The organism is Nonomuraea maheshkhaliensis (genome assembly GCF_039529435.1).
In the GTDB taxonomy this organism is placed as follows: Bacteria; Actinomycetota; Actinomycetes; order Streptosporangiales; family Streptosporangiaceae; genus Nonomuraea; species Nonomuraea maheshkhaliensis.
This window is the reverse complement of sequence record NZ_BAAAMU010000135.1, coordinates 642-16,885: the sequence shown is the minus strand read 5'-3', so window position 1 is coordinate 16,885 and position 16,244 is coordinate 642. Positions and strand designations below refer to the sequence as shown.

Annotated in this window: 18 protein-coding genes; 6 read left to right on the top strand and 12 right to left on the bottom strand. The window is 72.3% G+C overall.

Going from position 1 to position 16,244, the window contains the following annotated elements; all coding sequences use genetic code 11:
- Positions 1-74 precede the first annotated feature (74 nt).
- The 7 genes from ABFX54_RS47585 to ABFX54_RS47555 are packed head-to-tail and all read right to left on the bottom strand — an operon-like array spanning position 75 to position 6,415.
- On the bottom strand, positions 75-1,508 hold the full coding sequence (locus tag ABFX54_RS47585; RefSeq protein WP_346113721.1) for an MFS transporter: 1,434 nt from the start codon (positions 1,506-1,508) through the stop codon (positions 75-77).
- 51 nt (positions 1,509-1,559) lie between these two features.
- Entirely contained in the window at positions 1,560-2,357 is a 798-nt protein-coding gene (locus ABFX54_RS47580) for a glycerophosphodiester phosphodiesterase family protein (protein ID WP_346113738.1), read from the bottom strand.
- A gap of 39 nt (positions 2,358-2,396) precedes the next feature.
- On the bottom strand, positions 2,397-2,936 hold the full coding sequence (locus ABFX54_RS47575) for a TrmH family RNA methyltransferase (RefSeq protein ID WP_346113720.1): 540 nt from the start codon (positions 2,934-2,936) through the stop codon (positions 2,397-2,399).
- Positions 2,933-3,523: a class I SAM-dependent methyltransferase gene (locus ABFX54_RS47570; protein ID WP_346113718.1), complete on the bottom strand. Its 591-nt coding sequence runs from the start codon at positions 3,521-3,523 to the stop codon at positions 2,933-2,935. The genes ABFX54_RS47575 and ABFX54_RS47570 overlap by 4 nt, the downstream gene beginning before the upstream one ends.
- A gap of 11 nt (positions 3,524-3,534) precedes the next feature.
- On the bottom strand, positions 3,535-4,482 hold the full coding sequence (locus ABFX54_RS47565; protein ID WP_346113717.1) for a VWA domain-containing protein: 948 nt from the start codon (positions 4,480-4,482) through the stop codon (positions 3,535-3,537).
- Positions 4,479-5,417 (bottom strand): DUF58 domain-containing protein, encoded by a 939-nt coding sequence (locus tag ABFX54_RS47560; protein WP_346113716.1) that lies wholly within the window; start codon positions 5,415-5,417, stop codon positions 4,479-4,481. The genes ABFX54_RS47565 and ABFX54_RS47560 overlap by 4 nt, the downstream gene beginning before the upstream one ends.
- On the bottom strand, positions 5,414-6,415 hold the full coding sequence (locus ABFX54_RS47555; protein ID WP_346113715.1) for an AAA family ATPase: 1,002 nt from the start codon (positions 6,413-6,415) through the stop codon (positions 5,414-5,416). The genes ABFX54_RS47560 and ABFX54_RS47555 overlap by 4 nt, the downstream gene beginning before the upstream one ends.
- 55 nt (positions 6,416-6,470) lie before the next feature.
- Here ABFX54_RS47555 and ABFX54_RS47550 point away from each other — a divergent pair, with 55 nt between their 5' ends.
- Positions 6,471-7,244, top strand: a complete 774-nt coding sequence (locus ABFX54_RS47550) for a hypothetical protein (RefSeq protein WP_346113714.1) — start codon at positions 6,471-6,473, stop codon at positions 7,242-7,244.
- 50 nt (positions 7,245-7,294) lie between these two features.
- A complete protein-coding gene (locus ABFX54_RS47545) occupies positions 7,295-8,158 on the top strand; it encodes a DUF2268 domain-containing putative Zn-dependent protease (RefSeq protein ID WP_346113713.1) in 864 nt (287 codons plus the stop codon).
- 12 nt (positions 8,159-8,170) lie between these two features.
- Here ABFX54_RS47545 and ABFX54_RS47540 read toward each other — a convergent pair whose 3' ends face one another.
- Both ABFX54_RS47540 and ABFX54_RS47535 read right to left on the bottom strand, forming a co-directional pair.
- Positions 8,171-8,824: a response regulator transcription factor gene (locus ABFX54_RS47540; RefSeq protein WP_346113712.1), complete on the bottom strand. Its 654-nt coding sequence runs from the start codon at positions 8,822-8,824 to the stop codon at positions 8,171-8,173.
- On the bottom strand, positions 8,821-10,092 hold the full coding sequence (locus ABFX54_RS47535) for a sensor histidine kinase (RefSeq protein ID WP_346113710.1): 1,272 nt from the start codon (positions 10,090-10,092) through the stop codon (positions 8,821-8,823). Before ABFX54_RS47535 ends, ABFX54_RS47540 begins: the two co-directional genes overlap by 4 nt.
- Positions 10,093-10,262: 170 nt before the next feature.
- Here ABFX54_RS47535 and ABFX54_RS47530 point away from each other — a divergent pair, with 170 nt between their 5' ends.
- The 3 genes from ABFX54_RS47530 (at position 10,263) to ABFX54_RS47520 (ending at position 11,851) form a co-directional block, all read left to right on the top strand.
- Entirely contained in the window at positions 10,263-10,541 is a 279-nt protein-coding gene (locus ABFX54_RS47530) for a hypothetical protein (protein ID WP_346113708.1), read from the top strand.
- A 27-nt stretch (positions 10,542-10,568) separates the two neighbouring features.
- Positions 10,569-11,456 (top strand): polysaccharide deacetylase family protein, encoded by an 888-nt coding sequence (locus ABFX54_RS47525; RefSeq protein WP_346113707.1) that lies wholly within the window; start codon positions 10,569-10,571, stop codon positions 11,454-11,456.
- 107 nt (positions 11,457-11,563) lie between these two features.
- The gene (locus ABFX54_RS47520; protein WP_346113706.1) at positions 11,564-11,851 is read left to right on the top strand and encodes a DUF3040 domain-containing protein; all 288 of its coding nucleotides are present in this window, start codon (positions 11,564-11,566) and stop codon (positions 11,849-11,851) included.
- A 5-nt stretch (positions 11,852-11,856) separates the two neighbouring features.
- On the opposite strand, the gene ABFX54_RS47515 is transcribed toward ABFX54_RS47520, so the two are convergent.
- Both ABFX54_RS47515 and ABFX54_RS47510 read right to left on the bottom strand, forming a co-directional pair.
- A complete protein-coding gene (locus tag ABFX54_RS47515; RefSeq protein ID WP_346113704.1) occupies positions 11,857-12,543 on the bottom strand; it encodes a DUF4142 domain-containing protein in 687 nt (228 codons plus the stop codon).
- A 135-nt stretch (positions 12,544-12,678) separates the two neighbouring features.
- Positions 12,679-13,344, bottom strand: a complete 666-nt coding sequence (locus tag ABFX54_RS47510) for an HAD family hydrolase (RefSeq protein WP_346113703.1) — start codon at positions 13,342-13,344, stop codon at positions 12,679-12,681.
- A gap of 135 nt (positions 13,345-13,479) precedes the next feature.
- Here ABFX54_RS47510 and ABFX54_RS47505 point away from each other — a divergent pair, with 135 nt between their 5' ends.
- Positions 13,480-14,580, top strand: a complete 1,101-nt coding sequence (locus ABFX54_RS47505) for an NADH:flavin oxidoreductase/NADH oxidase (protein ID WP_346113702.1) — start codon at positions 13,480-13,482, stop codon at positions 14,578-14,580.
- 22 nt (positions 14,581-14,602) lie between these two features.
- Here the strand turns inward: ABFX54_RS47505 and ABFX54_RS47500 are convergent.
- The coding region (locus ABFX54_RS47500; RefSeq protein ID WP_346113701.1) for a family 78 glycoside hydrolase catalytic domain at positions 14,603-16,244 on the bottom strand (1,642 nt) is incomplete at its 5' end.

Here is a 16,244-nt window from a genome sequence, read left to right as displayed (position 1 = left end):
AGGCCGGCTGAGCCCGCCCGGGCTGAGGCCGGCCGGGCACTCGGGACGCGGCTCAGCCGGCCCGGGACGCCAGCTCAGACCCGCCCCGGCACCTCGTTGCCCGCCGCGCGGATGGCCTTCGGCAGGTTCGTCATGGCCAGCAGCACGAACCCGAGCACGAAGAAGATGACCATCGACAGGATGGCGATCCGGTAACTGTTCGTGAGCTGCAGCGTGATCGTGATCGTGAGCGAGCCGATGAACGCCGACCCCTTGTCGCTGATCTGCAGCAGACTGAAGTATTCGGCCTCCCGCCCCTTGGGGATCACCTGTGAGAACAGCGAGCGCGACAGCGCCTGCGTGCCCCCCAGCACGATCGCGATCGCGAACGCCATCAGGTAGAACTGCAGCGCCTGCCCCTCGGCCACGAACATGGCCATCGCCACGATCGCCGTCCACACCACCAGGCTGGCCAGAACGGTGCGCTTCGTCCCGATGCCGCGCGCCAGCCACCCGAGCAGCAGCGCCCCGAAGAACGCCACGAACTGCACCATGAGGATCGCCGTGATCTGCACGGTCTGGTCCAGTTTGAGCGCCTCGGAGGCGAAGGCGGCGCTGTTGCCGATGACCGTCTGCACGCCGTCGTTGTAGACCAGGTAGGCGACCAGGAACAGCAGTGTCAGCGGATAGCGCCGCAGCTCCGACAGCGTACGGCCGAGCTGGCGGAAGCTGCCGCCGACCGAGCGCAGCGCCGTGCTCTCGTGCGCGGGCACCGGCCGGTTGCGCAGCCGCAGCAGCGGGAAGATCGTGAACGTGGCCCACCACAGGCCCGCCGACATCATGCAGATCCGCACCGCCATGCCCTGGGTCAGGCCGAGGCTCTCGTGCTGCAGGAAGAGCACCAGGTTGAGCGCCAGCAGCAGGCCGCCGCCCAGATAGCCGATCGCCCAGCCTCGTGACGACACCGCGTCGCGCTCCTCCGGGGTGGAGATCTGCGGCAGGAACGAGTCGTAGACGACGACGGAGGCGCCGTAGGCCACGTTGGCCAGGATGAACAGCACCCCGCCCAGCAGGTAGCGGTCGCCCTCGACGAAGAACAGCGACATCGCGGCCAGCGCCCCGAGGTAGGCGAAGACGCCGAGCATCTCCCGCTTGCGGCCGGTGTGGTCGGCCAGCGCGCCCACGATCGGCAGGAAGACGATCTGCAGGAACACCGCGACCGTGGTGATCAGCCCGAAGTACGCGGCCGGCCGGATGTCGGCGCCCAGCACGTCGACGTACCCCAGCCCTGGATTGTCCGCCACGAGCCGGTCGAAGGTGTCGGCGCAGGTCGCGGCGGCCACGCCGGGGAAGTCCCTGGCGCAGGCGGCGGTCTTGGCGACCGGGATCAGGTAGGGGCCGAGGAAGACCGAGATGATCGTGGTGTAGAAGGCGGAGTTGGCCCAGTCGTAGAGGTACCAGCCGCGCTGCTCACGCCGGCGGGCCGCCGGGGAGTCGTCGAGGTCCGCGGGGGGTGCGGGTACGGGCATGATGTCGTGTGGCTCCTATGCGGGCGGCCGGGGGCCGGGGGAAGGGGACTCTCAGGCGGCCATGCTGCCGGGATGCCACTGGCCGCGCCGTTCGAGCACGCCGCGCAGGCCGGTGACGTTGTCGGTCATGATGCCGTCCACGCCCAGGTCGAGCAGGTGCTCCATGCGGGCGGGGTCGTTGACGGTCCACACGTGCACCTGCATGCCGATGGCGTGCGCCGTGCTGATCAGGCGCCGGGTGGTGACCCGCAGCCCGCGGAAGCCCACCGGCACCTGCGCGCACGGCACTCCGGCGCGCGACAGGCGGGTCAGCAGGCGGCCGTAGCCGGAGGTGGCCGCGGCGGCCCGCAGAGCGGCCACGCCGCGCGGGCCGAGCGCCGAGCACACCTCCCTGCCCAGCGCCGCCCTGGCCAGCGCGAGGCGCTCGTCGGAGAACGAGGTCAGGCAGATCCGGTCGTAGGCGTCGGTCCGCCTGATCGCCTCGGCCAGCGGGGCGATGGCGGCCGCCTCCTTGACGTCGATGTTGAACCGGATCTCCGGCCAGGTGCCGAGCAGGTCTTCCAGCAGCGGGATCTCGTGCACCCCGCCGATGCGGGCCCTCCTGACCGCCTGGTAGGGCAGCTCGGAGATGCGGCCGCGCCCGTCGGTCACGCGGTCGAGCGTGTGGTCGTGGAAGGCCACGAGCACGCCGTCGGCGGTGGCGTGCGCGTCGGTCTCCAGATAGGCGTAGCCGAGCGCGACCGCCCGCTCGAAGGCGGCGGCGGAGTTCTCCGCGCCTTCCGCCGCTCCGCCGCGGTGGGCGAAGGCCAGCGGCCCTGGATGGTCGAGGAAGGCGAATCGGCGGCTCAGCACGTCTGGAAGTATGCCCTTCCCTGATGAACGGTGAGGTTACGAATCGGGGAGATTCTGCCACTCCTGGCGGCGCGCCTCGGCCAGCGCGATGGCCGCGGCAACCGCCACGTTGAACGACCCCACCCGCCCGACCTGCGGGATGTAACAGGCGCCGTCGACGGCGTCGAGCAGGGCGGGGGAGCAGCCGTGGTCCTCGCTGCCGACCACCAGGCACACGTCGCGGTCGAGATCGGCCCGGTGCAGCGGCCTCGCCTCCGCGGTCAGCTCGATGGCCAGCACGGTGTAGCCCTCTTCCCTGGCGGCCTTGACCGCCTCGGTGGCCGGCACCGCCTCGTGCCAGGTGACCAGGCGCTCGGTGCCGAGCGCGGTCTTGCCCGCCTTGGGGTTGGTGGGCGGGGTGGCGTTGCCCGCCAGCCAGATCTCGTCGACGCCGAACGCGGCGGCGCTGCGGAAGATCGAGCCGACGTTGAACGGGCCGGTGACCGACTCGACGATGAGGCCGAGGCGGTTGCCGGTGTTCCTGCGCCAGGTGCGGTTGAGCCGCTTGACGTCGGTGGGGCGCAGTTGCCTTCTCAACGGGTCACCTTCAGTATCCGGTAGGCGGCCCGGCTGGCCTCGCGTGAGGCCTGCCACCCCTGCTCGCCGAGCCAGCGCTGCAGGGAGTCGGAGCCGAGGTGTTTCTGGACGACCAGGTAGGCCACGCCGTCGGGCGTCAGCCGGGTCAGCCACCTGGTGAGCATCTCGTGCAGGGCCGGCTTGCCGATGCGGATCGCGGGGTTGGACCAGATGGCCCGGAACCGCACGTCGTCCGGCACGTCGTCGGCGTGCACCGATCTTACTTTGTAAAGGCCGGCGGCCTTGGCGTTCCGCTCGGTCAGCTCCAGGCTACGGCGGTTCACGTCCACGGCCCACACGCTCGCCTCCGGCGCCCGGGAGGCCATGGTGAGCGCGATCGGCCCGTAGCCGCAGCCCAGGTCGAGCAGGTCGCCCTCCTGGGGCGGCGGCGGCACGCTCTCCAGCAGCACGCGGGTGCCGACGTCAACCCGTTCGGGCGAGAACACGCCGCTGTCGGTCTCCAGCCGCAGATGCAGGTCGGGCAGGACGAGATCGACCCGCCCCGGCCTGCTCGCCGCTCCCGGCTCCTCGGAGAAGTAGTGCGCCACGTCGCCAAACGTTACGGGATCCGTGAACCGAACAGGACCGCGGCGCCCGCCACCAGCACCCCGGCCAGGATCGCGGCCACGATGAACCACTGGGTGATCTCCTGGTTGACCAGCTTGTAGCCGAGCGAGGTGCCGATCTGCTCGTAGACCTCGCGCAGCTCGCTGCCGGACTCGGCGGTGTAGGCGCGGCCGGTGGTGCCGTCGGACAGCGACTGCAGGGTCTGCTTGTTGACCGGGACGTTCACGGGCCTGCCGTCGATGGAGACGGTGCCCTCCTGGGTGCCGTACGCGATCGTGGAGACCGGTACGCGGGCCTGCTGGGCGGCCTCGATGGCCTCGTTGACCGACCGTCCCGAGGTGTTGTCGCCGTCGGACAGCAGCACGATGGCGGCCGGCGGCGGGTCGGTGGCGGCCTGCTGGTCGAAGGAGCGCAGCGAGTCGAGCGCGTTGAAGACGGCCTCGCCGATCGCGGTGCCGGGGCGGGTGGTGAGGTTGCCGATGGCGGTCACCACGGCCTGGTGGTCGGTGGTGGGGGAGATGACGACGTTGGCCGAGCGGGCGAAGGAGACGACGCCGACGTTGAAGCGGTCGGGCAGTTCCTTGGCGAACGCCTGGGCGGCGGCCTTGGCGGCGCTGATGCGGTCGGGCTGGACGTCGTCGGCGTCCATGGACAGGGACACGTCGAGGGCGATCATGATGGTGGCGCGGTCGCGGGGGACGCGTACCTCGTCGGCGGGTTTGGCGGCGCCGACGACGAGCAGCGACATCATGAGCAGGAACAGGCCGGGGGCGACGTGGCGGCGCCAGCCGGGACCGGCGGGGGCGACGAGGTCGAGCAGGGCCAGGTTGGTGAAGCGCACGGTGTAGCGGCGGCGGGCGAACATCGACAGGACGTAGCCGGCCGCCAGCAGCAGCACCAGGACGAACAGCCACAACCAGCCCGCGGCGAGGAATGTCATGCGGAGGGCCTCCGGTGGGCTAGGTGGCTCGTGCGCCGCTGGCGGAGCACGAACTGCGCGACGTCGAACACCCAGTCGCGGTCGGTGCGCAGGACGAGGTGGGCGATGCCGGCGCGGCGCAGGGCCAGGCGGGTGCCCTCGCGCTGGAGGGCGGCCGCCTCCGCGTACGCGTGCCGGATTTTTGGCGAGAGGTGCACTTCGCGTACTTTCCCGGTCTCGGGGTCGGCGAACGCGACCCGGCCGACGTCGGGCAGCTCCAGCTCGCGCGGGTCGATGATCTCGACCGCGAGCACCTGGTGGCGGGCCGCGAGCCGTCTGATGGGGCGCTCCCACGGCCGTTCGGCGTCGGGGTCGAGGTCGGGCCGCGCGTCGAGGAAGTCGGAGACGATCACCCGCATGCCGCGTCGCCTGCGGGTGGCCGACAGCACCTCGATGCCCTCGGCCAGGTCGGGCGGGTCCTCGACGGCCCTGCCTCTGGGGGCGTCCATGAGGGAGTGCAGCAGCCCGTACAGGGCGGGGCGGCCGGTGCGGGCGGGCATGCGGTGCACGTACTCGTCGTGCAGGACGAGCGCGCCGAAGCGGTCGCCCAGCCGGCTGGACAGGAACCCGAGCGCGCCGACGGCCGCCACGACCAGGTCGCGCTTGTCGCTGTCGGCGGTGCCGAAGTCCATGCTGGGGGACAGGTCGGCCAGCGCCCAGGTCTCCAGCTCGCGGTCGGCGATGAGATCGCGCACGTGGGGGATGGTGGTGCGGGCGGTGACCGCCCAGTCCATGCGGCGCACGTCGTCCTCGCCGGGCACGTAGACGCGGCTGTCGCCGGCCTCGCTGCCGGTGCCGGGCAGCAGCCCCTGGTGGGCGCCGTGCAGCAGCCCGTCGAGGCGGCGGGTGACGGTCAGTTCGAGCCGCCGCAGGGCTTGCTCAGCGGTGGTGGTCAACGGTTCTGGTTCCAGACGACGAGGGGCGGGGGTACGGCGTGCAGGATCTGCTTGACGACCTGCTCGGGGTCGACGCCGTCGGCCAGGGCGTCGAAGGTGAGCATGAGCCGGTGGGACATGACGTCCACGGCGACGTCGCGTACGTCGTCGGGCAGCAGGTAGTCGCGGCCGCGCAGCAGGGCCAGGGCCCGCCCGGCCGAGACCAGGCCGAGGGTGGCGCGAGGGCTGACGCCGATCTCGATGGTCTCGGTGAGGTCGGCCAGCCCGTACTCGGCGGGGGCCCGGGTGGACATGACCAGCCGCACGACGTAGTCGGCGACGAGCTGGTGCACCGAGACCTGCTCGGCCGCCTGCTGCAGCGCCAGCAGCCGCGCGGGGTCGAGCACCCGCTCGGGGACCGGCGGGGTGACGCTCATGCGGTGCAGGATCTCCAGCTCCTCGTGGGCGCTGGGATGCGGCACCCGTACCCGGAACAGGAACCGGTCGCGCTGCACCTCGGGCAGGGGGTAGACGCCCTCGGACTCGATCGGGTTCTGGGTGGCCAGCACGATGAAGGGCCTGGGCAGCGGGTGGGTGACGCCGGCCAGGGTGACCTGGCGCTCGGCCATCACCTCCAGCAGCGCCGACTGCACCTTGGCGGGGGCGCGGTTGATCTCGTCGGCCAGCAGGAAGTTGACGAACACGGGGCCGAGCTCGACATCGAACTTCTCGTTGGAGGGGTGGAAGACGCGGGTGCCGACGATGTCGCTCGGCACGAGGTCGGGGGTGAACTGGATCCGGGCGAACGTGCCGCCCACGACGGTGGCCAGGGTGGAGGCGGCGAGCGTCTTGGCGACGCCCGGCACCCCTTCGAGCAGGCAGTGCCCGCGCGCGAGCAGGGCCACGATGAGTCTTTCGACCATGTGGTCCTGTCCGACGATGACACGCCGGACCTCGTCGAGACTCTGACGCAGCAGTGCCGCGTCGTTTCCGCCTGGCAACTCTTCGGCGACGCTCATGACGCCATTCCACCAAACGCGCCGCAAACGTGCACGACGCCACGTCTGTGCTTTCATGGCAAACGTGGCAAGTCCCCTGCAGTACGGTGATCCGCCCGGGCTCGGTCCCTACGTGGTGCAGGCGCGCCTGCACGCGGCTCCCGCCGGGTTCGTCTACCTGGCGCAGTCGCCCGACGGGCGTGCCGTGTCGCTGGCCGTGCTGACCAGGGGGGCCGCGTACGACGCCGCGGCGCGCGACCGGTTCGTCACCGCGATCAGGGAGGCCGGCGGGCGGGAGCGTTCCGGGCTGCGCGGCAGGCTGGGGCGTCCTGGGCGGTCGAGGGGCGCGGTGCTGGACGGCGCGCCGGAGGTGCTGGCCTATGAGGGCGGGCGGGCGCCGTGGGTGGCGGTGCCTTACGTGCCGGGGCAGCCGGGGGCCGAGCGGTTCCTTGAGCCGGTCATGGTGGGCGGGACGTTCATCGGGGCGGCCCATGGGCCCGACTTCGTCCCGTACTGGCTGACCGACCGCGCGCCCGCGCTGCCCGGTCCCGGGCGCCCGCCGCGGCCGCTGACCGAGACGCGCAAGCGGGTGCTGCTGGCGGCGCTGACCCTGGTGCTGCTGCTCCTGCTGGTGACGGCCATCCTGCTGGTGATGCTGTTCGGGCGGCGCGACAGCGAGCCGCAGCCGAGGCAGTTGCCGCCCACGGTGTTCGTGCCGACGCCGCCGCCGACGCCGGAGACGCCGATGCCGCAGCCCTCGCCGTCGCAGTCGCCCTCGCCGAGCCAGAGCGGGCCGAGCACGCCTGGCCGTTCGCCAGGGGAGGATCCGGGGGACGAGGCGCCGCTGTGACGGTAATTCGATTTGAGTCTCACGTAACGTGAGGCTTTAGCGTCGCCGGCATGGAATTCATCGTTCACGACACGCTGACGGCGATGGCCGAGCTGCTGGAGCAGCCGCTGGAGCGGCGGCCCGGCCTGCTGCGGGAGGTGCTGGCGCCCATCCGCGAGGTGGTCCCGATGCCCGGCGACATCGTCGACATCCACCAGCAGGGTGGCGGCTTCCTGGTCGACACCGACGACCCGCGCTACCTGCCGGCCGTCCGGCGCATGATCGAGGCCGACGTGCTCGGGCAGGTGCGCCGGGAGCTGGAACGGGCCTCCGAGCGCCTGCACGCGGCCAAGCAGGCCGACTCGCTGCAGATCATGTTCATGATGGGCAACCCGGACAACGAGCACCTGATGACGACGGCCGGCGGCTACTACGGCATGGGCGGCGCGCCCGGCTGGCTCTACCTGCTGGCCTGGCCGTCGGAGGAGGTGCTCGGGCGGATCCGCCACCTGGCGGTGCACGAGTTCCACCACAACGTGCGCTACACCAACGTCGAGTGGAACCCGGTCACGGTGACCGTCGGCGAGCACGTGGTGGCCGAGGGGCTGGCCGAGGCTTTCGTCAGGGAACTGTCGGGGGCCGGGGCCATGGGGCCGTGGTCGTCGATGGTGACGGGGGAGGAGTTCGACCGGGCGTACGAGCTGATCATGGCGGACTTCGATCTGGCCGGGATGCAGCACACGTCGGCGTACGTGCTGGGGGACAGCGCCATGCGGCGCTTCGGGCAGGAACCGCGCGGCATTCCCGACATGGCGGGATACGCGGTCGGCCTGAACCTGGTGGACCGGGCGCTGGCCGCCACCGGGCTGAGCGCGGCGGAGGCGACCGTCCTGCCCGCCGCCGAGCTCATGCGGCGCGGCGGCATCCGTCCCTAGCCGGAGGAGTGGCTACTCGGACGGGGAGACGAAGCCCGACTCGTACGCGGCGATCACGGCCTGCGTGCGGTCGCGGGCGCCCAGTTTGGCCAGCACGTTGCCCACGTGCGTCTTGACCGTCTCCTGGCTGACGACCAGGCCGGTCGCGATCTCGTGGTTGGACAGGCCCTTGGCCATCAGGCGCAGCACGTCGCCCTCGCGGCCGGTCAGCCGGTCGATGCCGGGCACGCGGCCGGGGGACCGGCTCGGGGCGCGGCGGCCGGCCAGCCGCCTGATCGCGGCGGGGAACAGCAGCGACTCGCCCGACGCGACCAGTCGTACGGCCTGGACCAGATCGTCCGGTCTCGTGCGCTTGAGCAGGAAGCCGCTGGCGCCGGCCAGCAGCGCGTCGTAGACGTGGTCGTCGTTCTCGAACGTGGTCACCACCAGCACCTTGGGCGGCTCGTCCAGCGCCATCAGCCGCTCGGTGGCGCGGATGCCGTCGAGGGCGGGCATGCGCACGTCCATGAGGACGACGTCGGGCCGCTCGCGGCGCACCACGGGCACCACCGCGGCGCCGTCGGCGGCCTCGCCGACCACGGTGAGGTCCGGCTCGGCGTCGAGGATGACGCGCAGACCGGCCCGGATGAGGGCCTCGTCGTCGGCGATCACGACTCTGAGTGTCATGCGCTCGACCGTAGCGGGAGGCGGGCGGTGACCTGCCATCCGCCTTCCGTGGGGCCCGCCTGGAGGTCGCCGCGCAGCAGCCGTACTCGCTCGCGCATGCCCGCCACGCCCCTGCCTCCGGTCCGGGACGTGCCGGCGCGGCGGCCGTCGTTGACGACCTCCAGGCACAGCTCGCCGTCCTCGACGGCGGCGGTCAGGCGCACGGAGCCGCGGCCGTGCCTGATCGCGTTGGTCAGGGATTCTTGCAGGATCCGGTACGCCTCCCGCGACACCATGGCCGGCACTCCCGACAGGTCGCCCACGTCCTGGTGCACCTCGGCTCCCGAGGCGTCCACGAGCGCGCCGAGATCGGCCAGCGTCGCCTGCGGCGCGCGCCGGCCCGCTTTCCCGCCAGGCGCCTTCTCGTGCGCGGCGTCGGCGTCACGGGGGCTGCTCCCAGCGTCCGCTGCGGCCGGAGGGCGGGGTTCCTCGCCGTGGCGCAGGACGCCGAGGACGTGGTCCAAGTCCTCCAGAGCGGCGCGGGCCGAGTGCTCGATCGCGGCCAGCGCGGTCCTGGCCGTGCCGGGGTCGCGGTCGAGGACCTTTCCCGCGGCGGCGGCCTGCAAGGTGACGACGCTGAGCGCGTGCCCCACCGAGTCGTGCAGCTCGCGGGCCAGCCGGTTGCGCTCGGCCAGCGTCCTGGCCCGCTCCTCGGCGGCGGCCAGCCGTTCGGCGGGGGTGGGGCCGAGCAGCACGGGCGCCAGCCTGGCCAGCAGTTCACCCGCGCCCGCCGCGAGGACGACCAGCGCCGCCAGCAGCGGCAGCCCGGCCAGCGCCCAGCCCACGGCGGGCCAGCCGGGGCCGACGTCCATGCCGAGCATCCTCGTTCTCCCGGTGAACGGCAGCACGAGTGTGAACATCGTGAACGGCACGATCGCCAGCGTGCAGCCGCTGACCACGCCCCCGACGCCCAGGTGCAGCGTGAACCAGGCGGCGGTGCGCCGCCGCTCCTGCCAGGACCTGCCCGCCTGCCGCGGCGGCGTCTCCACCCGCGCCCCGAGCAGGCCCTGCGCCGCGTTGAGCTCCAGCGCCCGCACGGGCAGGAACAGCCCGGTCACCGCCACCACGGGCAGCACCGCGACGAACACGCCCACCTCAAGCGGCAGCAGCACGTCGGCCGGCCGGCCGTGCACCAGGCCCGAGACCAGCACCCCGACCATCATGTACGGCATCAGCAGCGCCCCGCCCAGGACGAGGCACGCCCACCGGCGGGGCAGGTTCCTTCTCACGCCAGCGATTGTAGTTCGAGGCGAATTCGCGGTCAGGAGAGGGCTTTCCGCAATTCAGGGGGCTGGGGCCGCATTTGCGTCGTGATGTCGCGTGGAAAGAATGCCGCACGGAATGGCGTCCTTCAAAGCGGGACGTGATGCCCGGCCTGGCTTGACCAGCTCGTTGTCCCGTGCTCGAAGGGCGCACCACTGTCCGCGCGGCTGGAAAGCCGGCGGCGACGATTTCGCTTTTGCCGGTGGCCGATGGGCCGGCGTGGCACAACGCCGACCTGGATTCCTCGTGCGGCGGAAATGGCTCGCCGGTGATCTGCAGGAGGGCGTGCCAGGTGGATCCCGCACGGATGCAGCACCCCGTCCCCTTTGGTGATGTTCGACGGATTTATGGGGATATCGTCATCGTCGGCCCCGGCGACGTCACCCTCCAGCTCACGACGCTCGAACGCGCCTGAGCCCCCCGCGCGAACGGAGACCCCGTCATGACCGAACGGCAACCCTGGCAGTGGGACGAGCCCACCTGGCGCGGCCACGTCGAGCGCGTGCGCGCCGGCCGGAGCCTGCGCCCCCGCACCTGGCCCGGCGGCGCCCGCGTCGCCGTCGCCCTCTCCTTCGACGCAGACCACGAGACGATCCCCCTGCGTGACGGCGAGACCCGGCCGGGCCGGCTCTCCCAGGGCGAGTACGGCTCCCGCGCCGCCGCCCCGCGCATCCTGCGCCTGCTGGAGCGCCACCGCATCCCCGCCTCGTTCTTCGTGCCGGCCGTCTCGGCGCTGCTGCACCCCGGCGAGGTGCGCGACTACGCCGCCGCCGGCCACGAGGTCGCCCTGCACGGCTGGATCCACGAACGCAACCTGCTGCTCACCCCGGCCGACGAGCGCGAGCTGGCCTTGCGCGCCGCCGACACCCTGGAGCGGCTCTCCGGCACCCGCCCCGTGGGCCTGCGCACCCCGTCGTGGGACTTCTCCGACCACACCCTCGCCATCACCCGCGAGCTGGGCCTGCGTTACGACTCCTCGCTCATGGCCGACGACGAGCCGTACGAGCTGCTGGCCGGCGGTGAGCCGACCGGCGTGGTGGAGATCCCGGTCGAGTGGATCAGGGACGACGCGCCGTACCTGACGATGGACCGCCAGGCGGGGAGCCGGCCGCACACGCCGCCGCGGCAGGTGGCCGGGATCTGGCGCGACGAGTTCGACGCCGCCTTCGAAGAGGGCGGCCTGTTCCAGCTCACCATGCACCCGCACGTCATCGGCCACCGCTCCCGGATGGTCGCGCTGAGCGAGCTGGTCGAGCACATCTCCGCGCACGACGGCGTCTGGTACGCCACCCACGCCCAGGTCGCCGAGTACGTCCGGGAGCACGCCTGACCTGCGCCGGGCATCACAGCTTTATTGCAGTGTGCAAGGTTCAATTCATGCGTCATGCTGAGTGCGGTTGAGAATGGTCAGTCACGGGCCGCCGAGGGATGTGAGACATGGGCCTTTCCGGAGAGGAAAGCCGCGCACTCGAGGAGATGGACGCGCGCCTGTCGAGGGAGGATCCCGAACTCGACGCGTTGCTGTCCGGATCCTCCGCGCGCAGGCGGGGGCCTCACGGGCGGGACGGCGCTCTCCAGGTGTGGCTCATGCTGATGCTGCTGACCTGCGCCGTCTTCATGATGGGCGTCGTGCTGATGCTGTCGTCGGGGGAATACGTCTGCGCCGACCCGCAGTCCCGTTCCTGCGAGAAACCCGCCGACGCCGAGGTGCGGCTGCAGCGTTAGCCGCGTCAGGTGGCGGGCGGGGAGGGGAAGCTCGCCGGGGTGGTCAGGCCGGTGCTCTCCAGCAGGCGCTGGTGGTTGAGCACCGCGCTGTTGCACTGCTCGGCGAAGCGGCGGATCAGCGTGTTCTGGGTGCTGCCGCGGACCGCGCCGATCAGGCCGAAGATCTGGCCGTGGGCCAGGCGGAGCCATTTGACGTACGTGGCGTCGTACTGTGCCCCCGACCTGCTGGAAATGTCGGACATCCAGGACTGCTGCTGCGTCGTGGGCTTCACCGGCAGCTTGATCTCCAGCTTCGAGGCCACCTCCCGTACCTGCTTGTCGAGGGTGTGGTGCTGGGACGCGATCGTCTTGCTCACGTCGCGGACCTTGGCGATACTGGCCCGCTGCACCGCGTCCTGCGCGATGGGCATCTCCCACAGGCTGGCCAGCCGCACCTTGCGGACGAGCTCCTGGTCGGCCTCCGACAGGGGACCCCATTCCGTCTGCCGGGTCGCGGCCTGCTTCTCCTCTTCGGCGTTCTCGGCGGGGGAGGAGGCCGGGTCGTCAGGCTCCGCGGTGATGCCGGCGGTGGCGGTGCTGATGGCGGCCACGTCCGAGACGGGCGTCGGCGTGTAGGTGGCGCAGGCGCTCGTCGAGCAGAGCAGGCCGAGACCACAGACGATGGTTACGCGACGGCTTCGGCGGATTCGCATGCACCGCCACCTCTTCCGGGGGTCGGGGATGGGGCCGTCCTGCGGCGCTGGTCACCTAGGGATACGCGGGAGAGATGAGCATCGTTCATGGCAATGTGCAAGATTTGCACAGTGCAACCCGGAGCGCCCCGAGCGCTAGCGGCCCCGTTCCAGGTGGGCGACGGCGCTCACCACCTCGGGGAAGGCGTCGAGGAAGGCGTCCACGCGGTGCGGGCCGAAGTCGGCGCGCCGGCGCAGGCCGCTCTGCATGCAGGCGGCGAAGCGCAGGCCCGCGCCGTTGGCGGCCTGGGCGTCGCCGGGGGAGTCGCCCACGTACAGGCACTGGCGGGGGTTCAGGCCGGTGGCGGCGAGCAGTTCGTCGAAGGCGCGGGCGTCGGGCTTGCCGAAGCGGACGTTGCCGGCGTGGTAGACGGCGGCGATCCGCCCGGCCAGCGCGTGGCCGGGCGCCATGAGGTGCTCCATCTCGGCCTCGGTGCGTGAGGTCAGCAGCATGAGGGCGCGGCCGGCGGCGGCGAGCTCGTCGAGGGCCCTGAGGTTCTCCGGCGCGACGACGTCCAGCCGGCCGGCCGCCACGTACTGCCTGAGCACCTGCGGATAGACGGCGGCGAAGGCGTCGAGGTCGAGGCCGGGCGAGCGCTGCGGCATCGCCTGGAGCAGGGGTTGCCCCCACGTGGCCACGTGGGCGTCCCTGGACATCGGCACGCGGCCGAGGCGGGCGAGCACGTCGTTCTCCAGTTCGAAGCAGACGGCCTCGGTGAGGCAGAGCGTGTCGTCGACGTCGAGCACCACAGCGCGGATCACAGGGCCAAGATAGCGACTCGCGCTTTTCCGGCCACGAGCGGGGGAAATTGCGCGCGCGGCTAGTCACAGATATAAATAGAAGGCGCGTGCAAGTAAATCACGACCGGCTTCAACGTACTGACGAGGAGCATCCCCGTGGCCTCCCTGTTCACCCCTTACGACCTCAGGGCGCTGACCATCCCCAACCGGATCTGGATGGCCCCGATGTGCCAGTACAGTGCCGCGCCCGAGGGGAAGACGGCCGGCGCGCCGACCGACTGGCACCTCGTGCACCTGGGCGCGCGCGCCTCCGGCGGCACCGGGCTGGTCATGACCGAGGCCACCGCCGTCAGCCCGGAAGGCCGCATCTCACCCTATGACCTCGGCATCTGGAACGATTTTCAGGTGGACGCCTTCCGCCGCATCACCGCCTTCCTGAAGACGCAGGGCTCCGTCCCGGCCATCCAGCTCGCCCACGCCGGGCGCAAGGCGTCCACCGAACGCACCTGGGTCGACCAGGGCCGCCCGCTCAAGCCCGGCGAGCCGCACGCCTGGACCCCGCTCGGCCCCAGTGCCGTCCCGTTCGGCTCGGAGTCGACGACGCCGCGCGAACTCACCGCGGACGGCATCGGCGCGGTCGTCGGGCAGTTCGCCGAGGCCGCCCGGCGGGCGCTCGCGGCCGGGTTCGAGGTCGCCGAGATCCACGGCGCCCACGGCTACCTCATCCACGAGTTCCTCTCCCCGCACAGCAACCACCGCACCGACGGGTACGGCGGCTCGTTCGAGAACCGGATCCGCCTCGCCCTGGAGGTCGTGGACGCCGTCCGCGCGGTGTGGCCCGAGGACCTGCCCGTGCTCTTCCGCGTCTCCGCCACCGACTGGCTCACCGAGAACCCCGAGGACGGGCGCGACGGCTGGACGGCCGACGACACCGTACGGTTCGCCAAGCACCTTCACGCCCGCGGCGTCGACCTGCTGGACGTCTCCAGCGGCGGCAACGCCCCCGGCGCCAAGGTGGTGACCGGCCCCGGCTACCAGGTGCCCTTCGCCCAGCAGGTCCGCGACGAGGTCGGCATGCCCGTGGCGGCGGTCGGGCTGATCACCGAGCCCGCCCAGGCCGAGGAGATCGTCGCCTCGAGCCGGGCGGACGCGGTGCTGCTCGGCCGCGAGCTCCTGCGCGACCCGTACTGGGCCCGCCGCGCCGCCAGGGAGCTCGGCGGCGAGGTCGCCGCCCCCGCCCAGTACCACCGCGCCTGAGCACCGCGCCTGACGCCGGCCGTCACCCCACGAACGTGTGGGTGCCCGCCCCCACCTCCCGAGGTTCCGCCCCCGGCAGCTCCACCAGCGCTGACGTGCCCGGCGGCACGGTGGCCGTGACCGTCAGCGTGCCGCCGTCCAAGGTCCAGGACACCGCGGCCGGCCCGTACGGCGTGTCGAGCCGGGCCGAGGCGTGCGTAAGCCCGCCCCCGGGACGCGGCGCGACGCGCAGGCGCCGGTAGCCGGGCTCGGCCGGGGCCAGGCCGGCCACCGTGCGGTGCAGGAAGTCGGCCACCGCGCCCAGGGCGTAGTGGTTGAAGGAGGTCATCTCGCCCGGGTTGACACGGCCGTCGGGAAGCATGCTGTCCCAGCGTTCCCAGACGGTGGTGGCGCCCATGGTCACCGGATACAGCCACGACGGGCACTCGCGCTGCGTCAGCAGGGCGTAGGCCGTGTCGTAGGCGCCGACGGAGCACAGGGCGTCGCAGACGAGCGGGGTGCCGACGAAGCCGGTGCCGATGCGGTGGCCGTCGGCGGCGACCAGTTCGACCAGCCGCCGCCCGGCCCGTTCGCGCTGCCCGGGCCCGTCGAGCAGGTCCAGGTGCAGGGCGAGGGCGTAGGCGGTCTGGGTGTCGCAGGCCAGCCGGCCCGACGGGGTGACGAACTCGCGGCGGAAGGCCGCCCGCACCTCGTCGGCGAGGGCGGTGTAACGGGCGGCGTCGCCGGCGTGGCCGAGCAGCTCCGCCGCGCGGGCGAGGACGCGGGCCGTCCAGGCGTGGCAGGCGGTGGCGACGAGGGCGTGGTCGGTGCGGGCCCGGCCGGGGTGGTCCGGGGGAGCGGCAGGGTCGAGCCAGTCGCCGAACTGGAAGCCCTCGTCCCACAGATGGTCGTGGGTGAGGGTGGCGATCTGGTCCACCCACGCGGTCATGCTCGCGTACTGGGCGGCCAGCACGCCCAGGTCGCCGGTGCGCTCGTAGAGCACCCACGGGACGAGCACGGCGGCGTCGCCCCAGGCGGCGGCGGGCGTGAGGCCGGGCTTCAGCTCCACCCACGGCACGTAGTGCGGCACGGTGCCCGCTTCCGACTGGTCGGCCGCCAGGTCGGCGAGCCACGACGTCAGCGGCCCCGCGCAGGCGTAGAGGAACGCGGCGGCAGGGGCGAAGACCTGGATGTCGCCGGTCCAGCCGAGCCGCTCGTCGCGTTGCGGGCAGTCGGTGGGCAGGCCGACGTAGTTGCCGCGCATGCTCCACCGCACGTTGTCGTGCAACCGGTCGAGCAGCGGGTCGGAGCAGGCGAAGTCGCCGATGGCGCGCATGTCGGTGTGGCAGACGACCGCCTCGACGTCGCCGGGGTCCAGCTCGCCCGGCCAGTCGTCGATCTGGGCGTAGCGGAAGCCGTGCGTGGTGAAGCGCGGCTCGTAGGTCTCAGGGCCGTCGCCGCGCAGCGTGTACCGGTCGAGCGCGGCGGCGCCGCGCAGCGGCCGCACCGCGAGCACGCCGTCCTCCAGCGCCTCGGCGTGGCGCAGGGTGATCGTGTGCCCGGCCGGGCCCTGGACGCGGACACGCAGGCGGCCGGCCAGGTTCTGGCCGAAGTCGAGGATGGTCTCGCCGGACGGGCCGGTCAGGATCGCGGCCGGGCGCAGCGTCTCGGTCCTGCGGATGGGC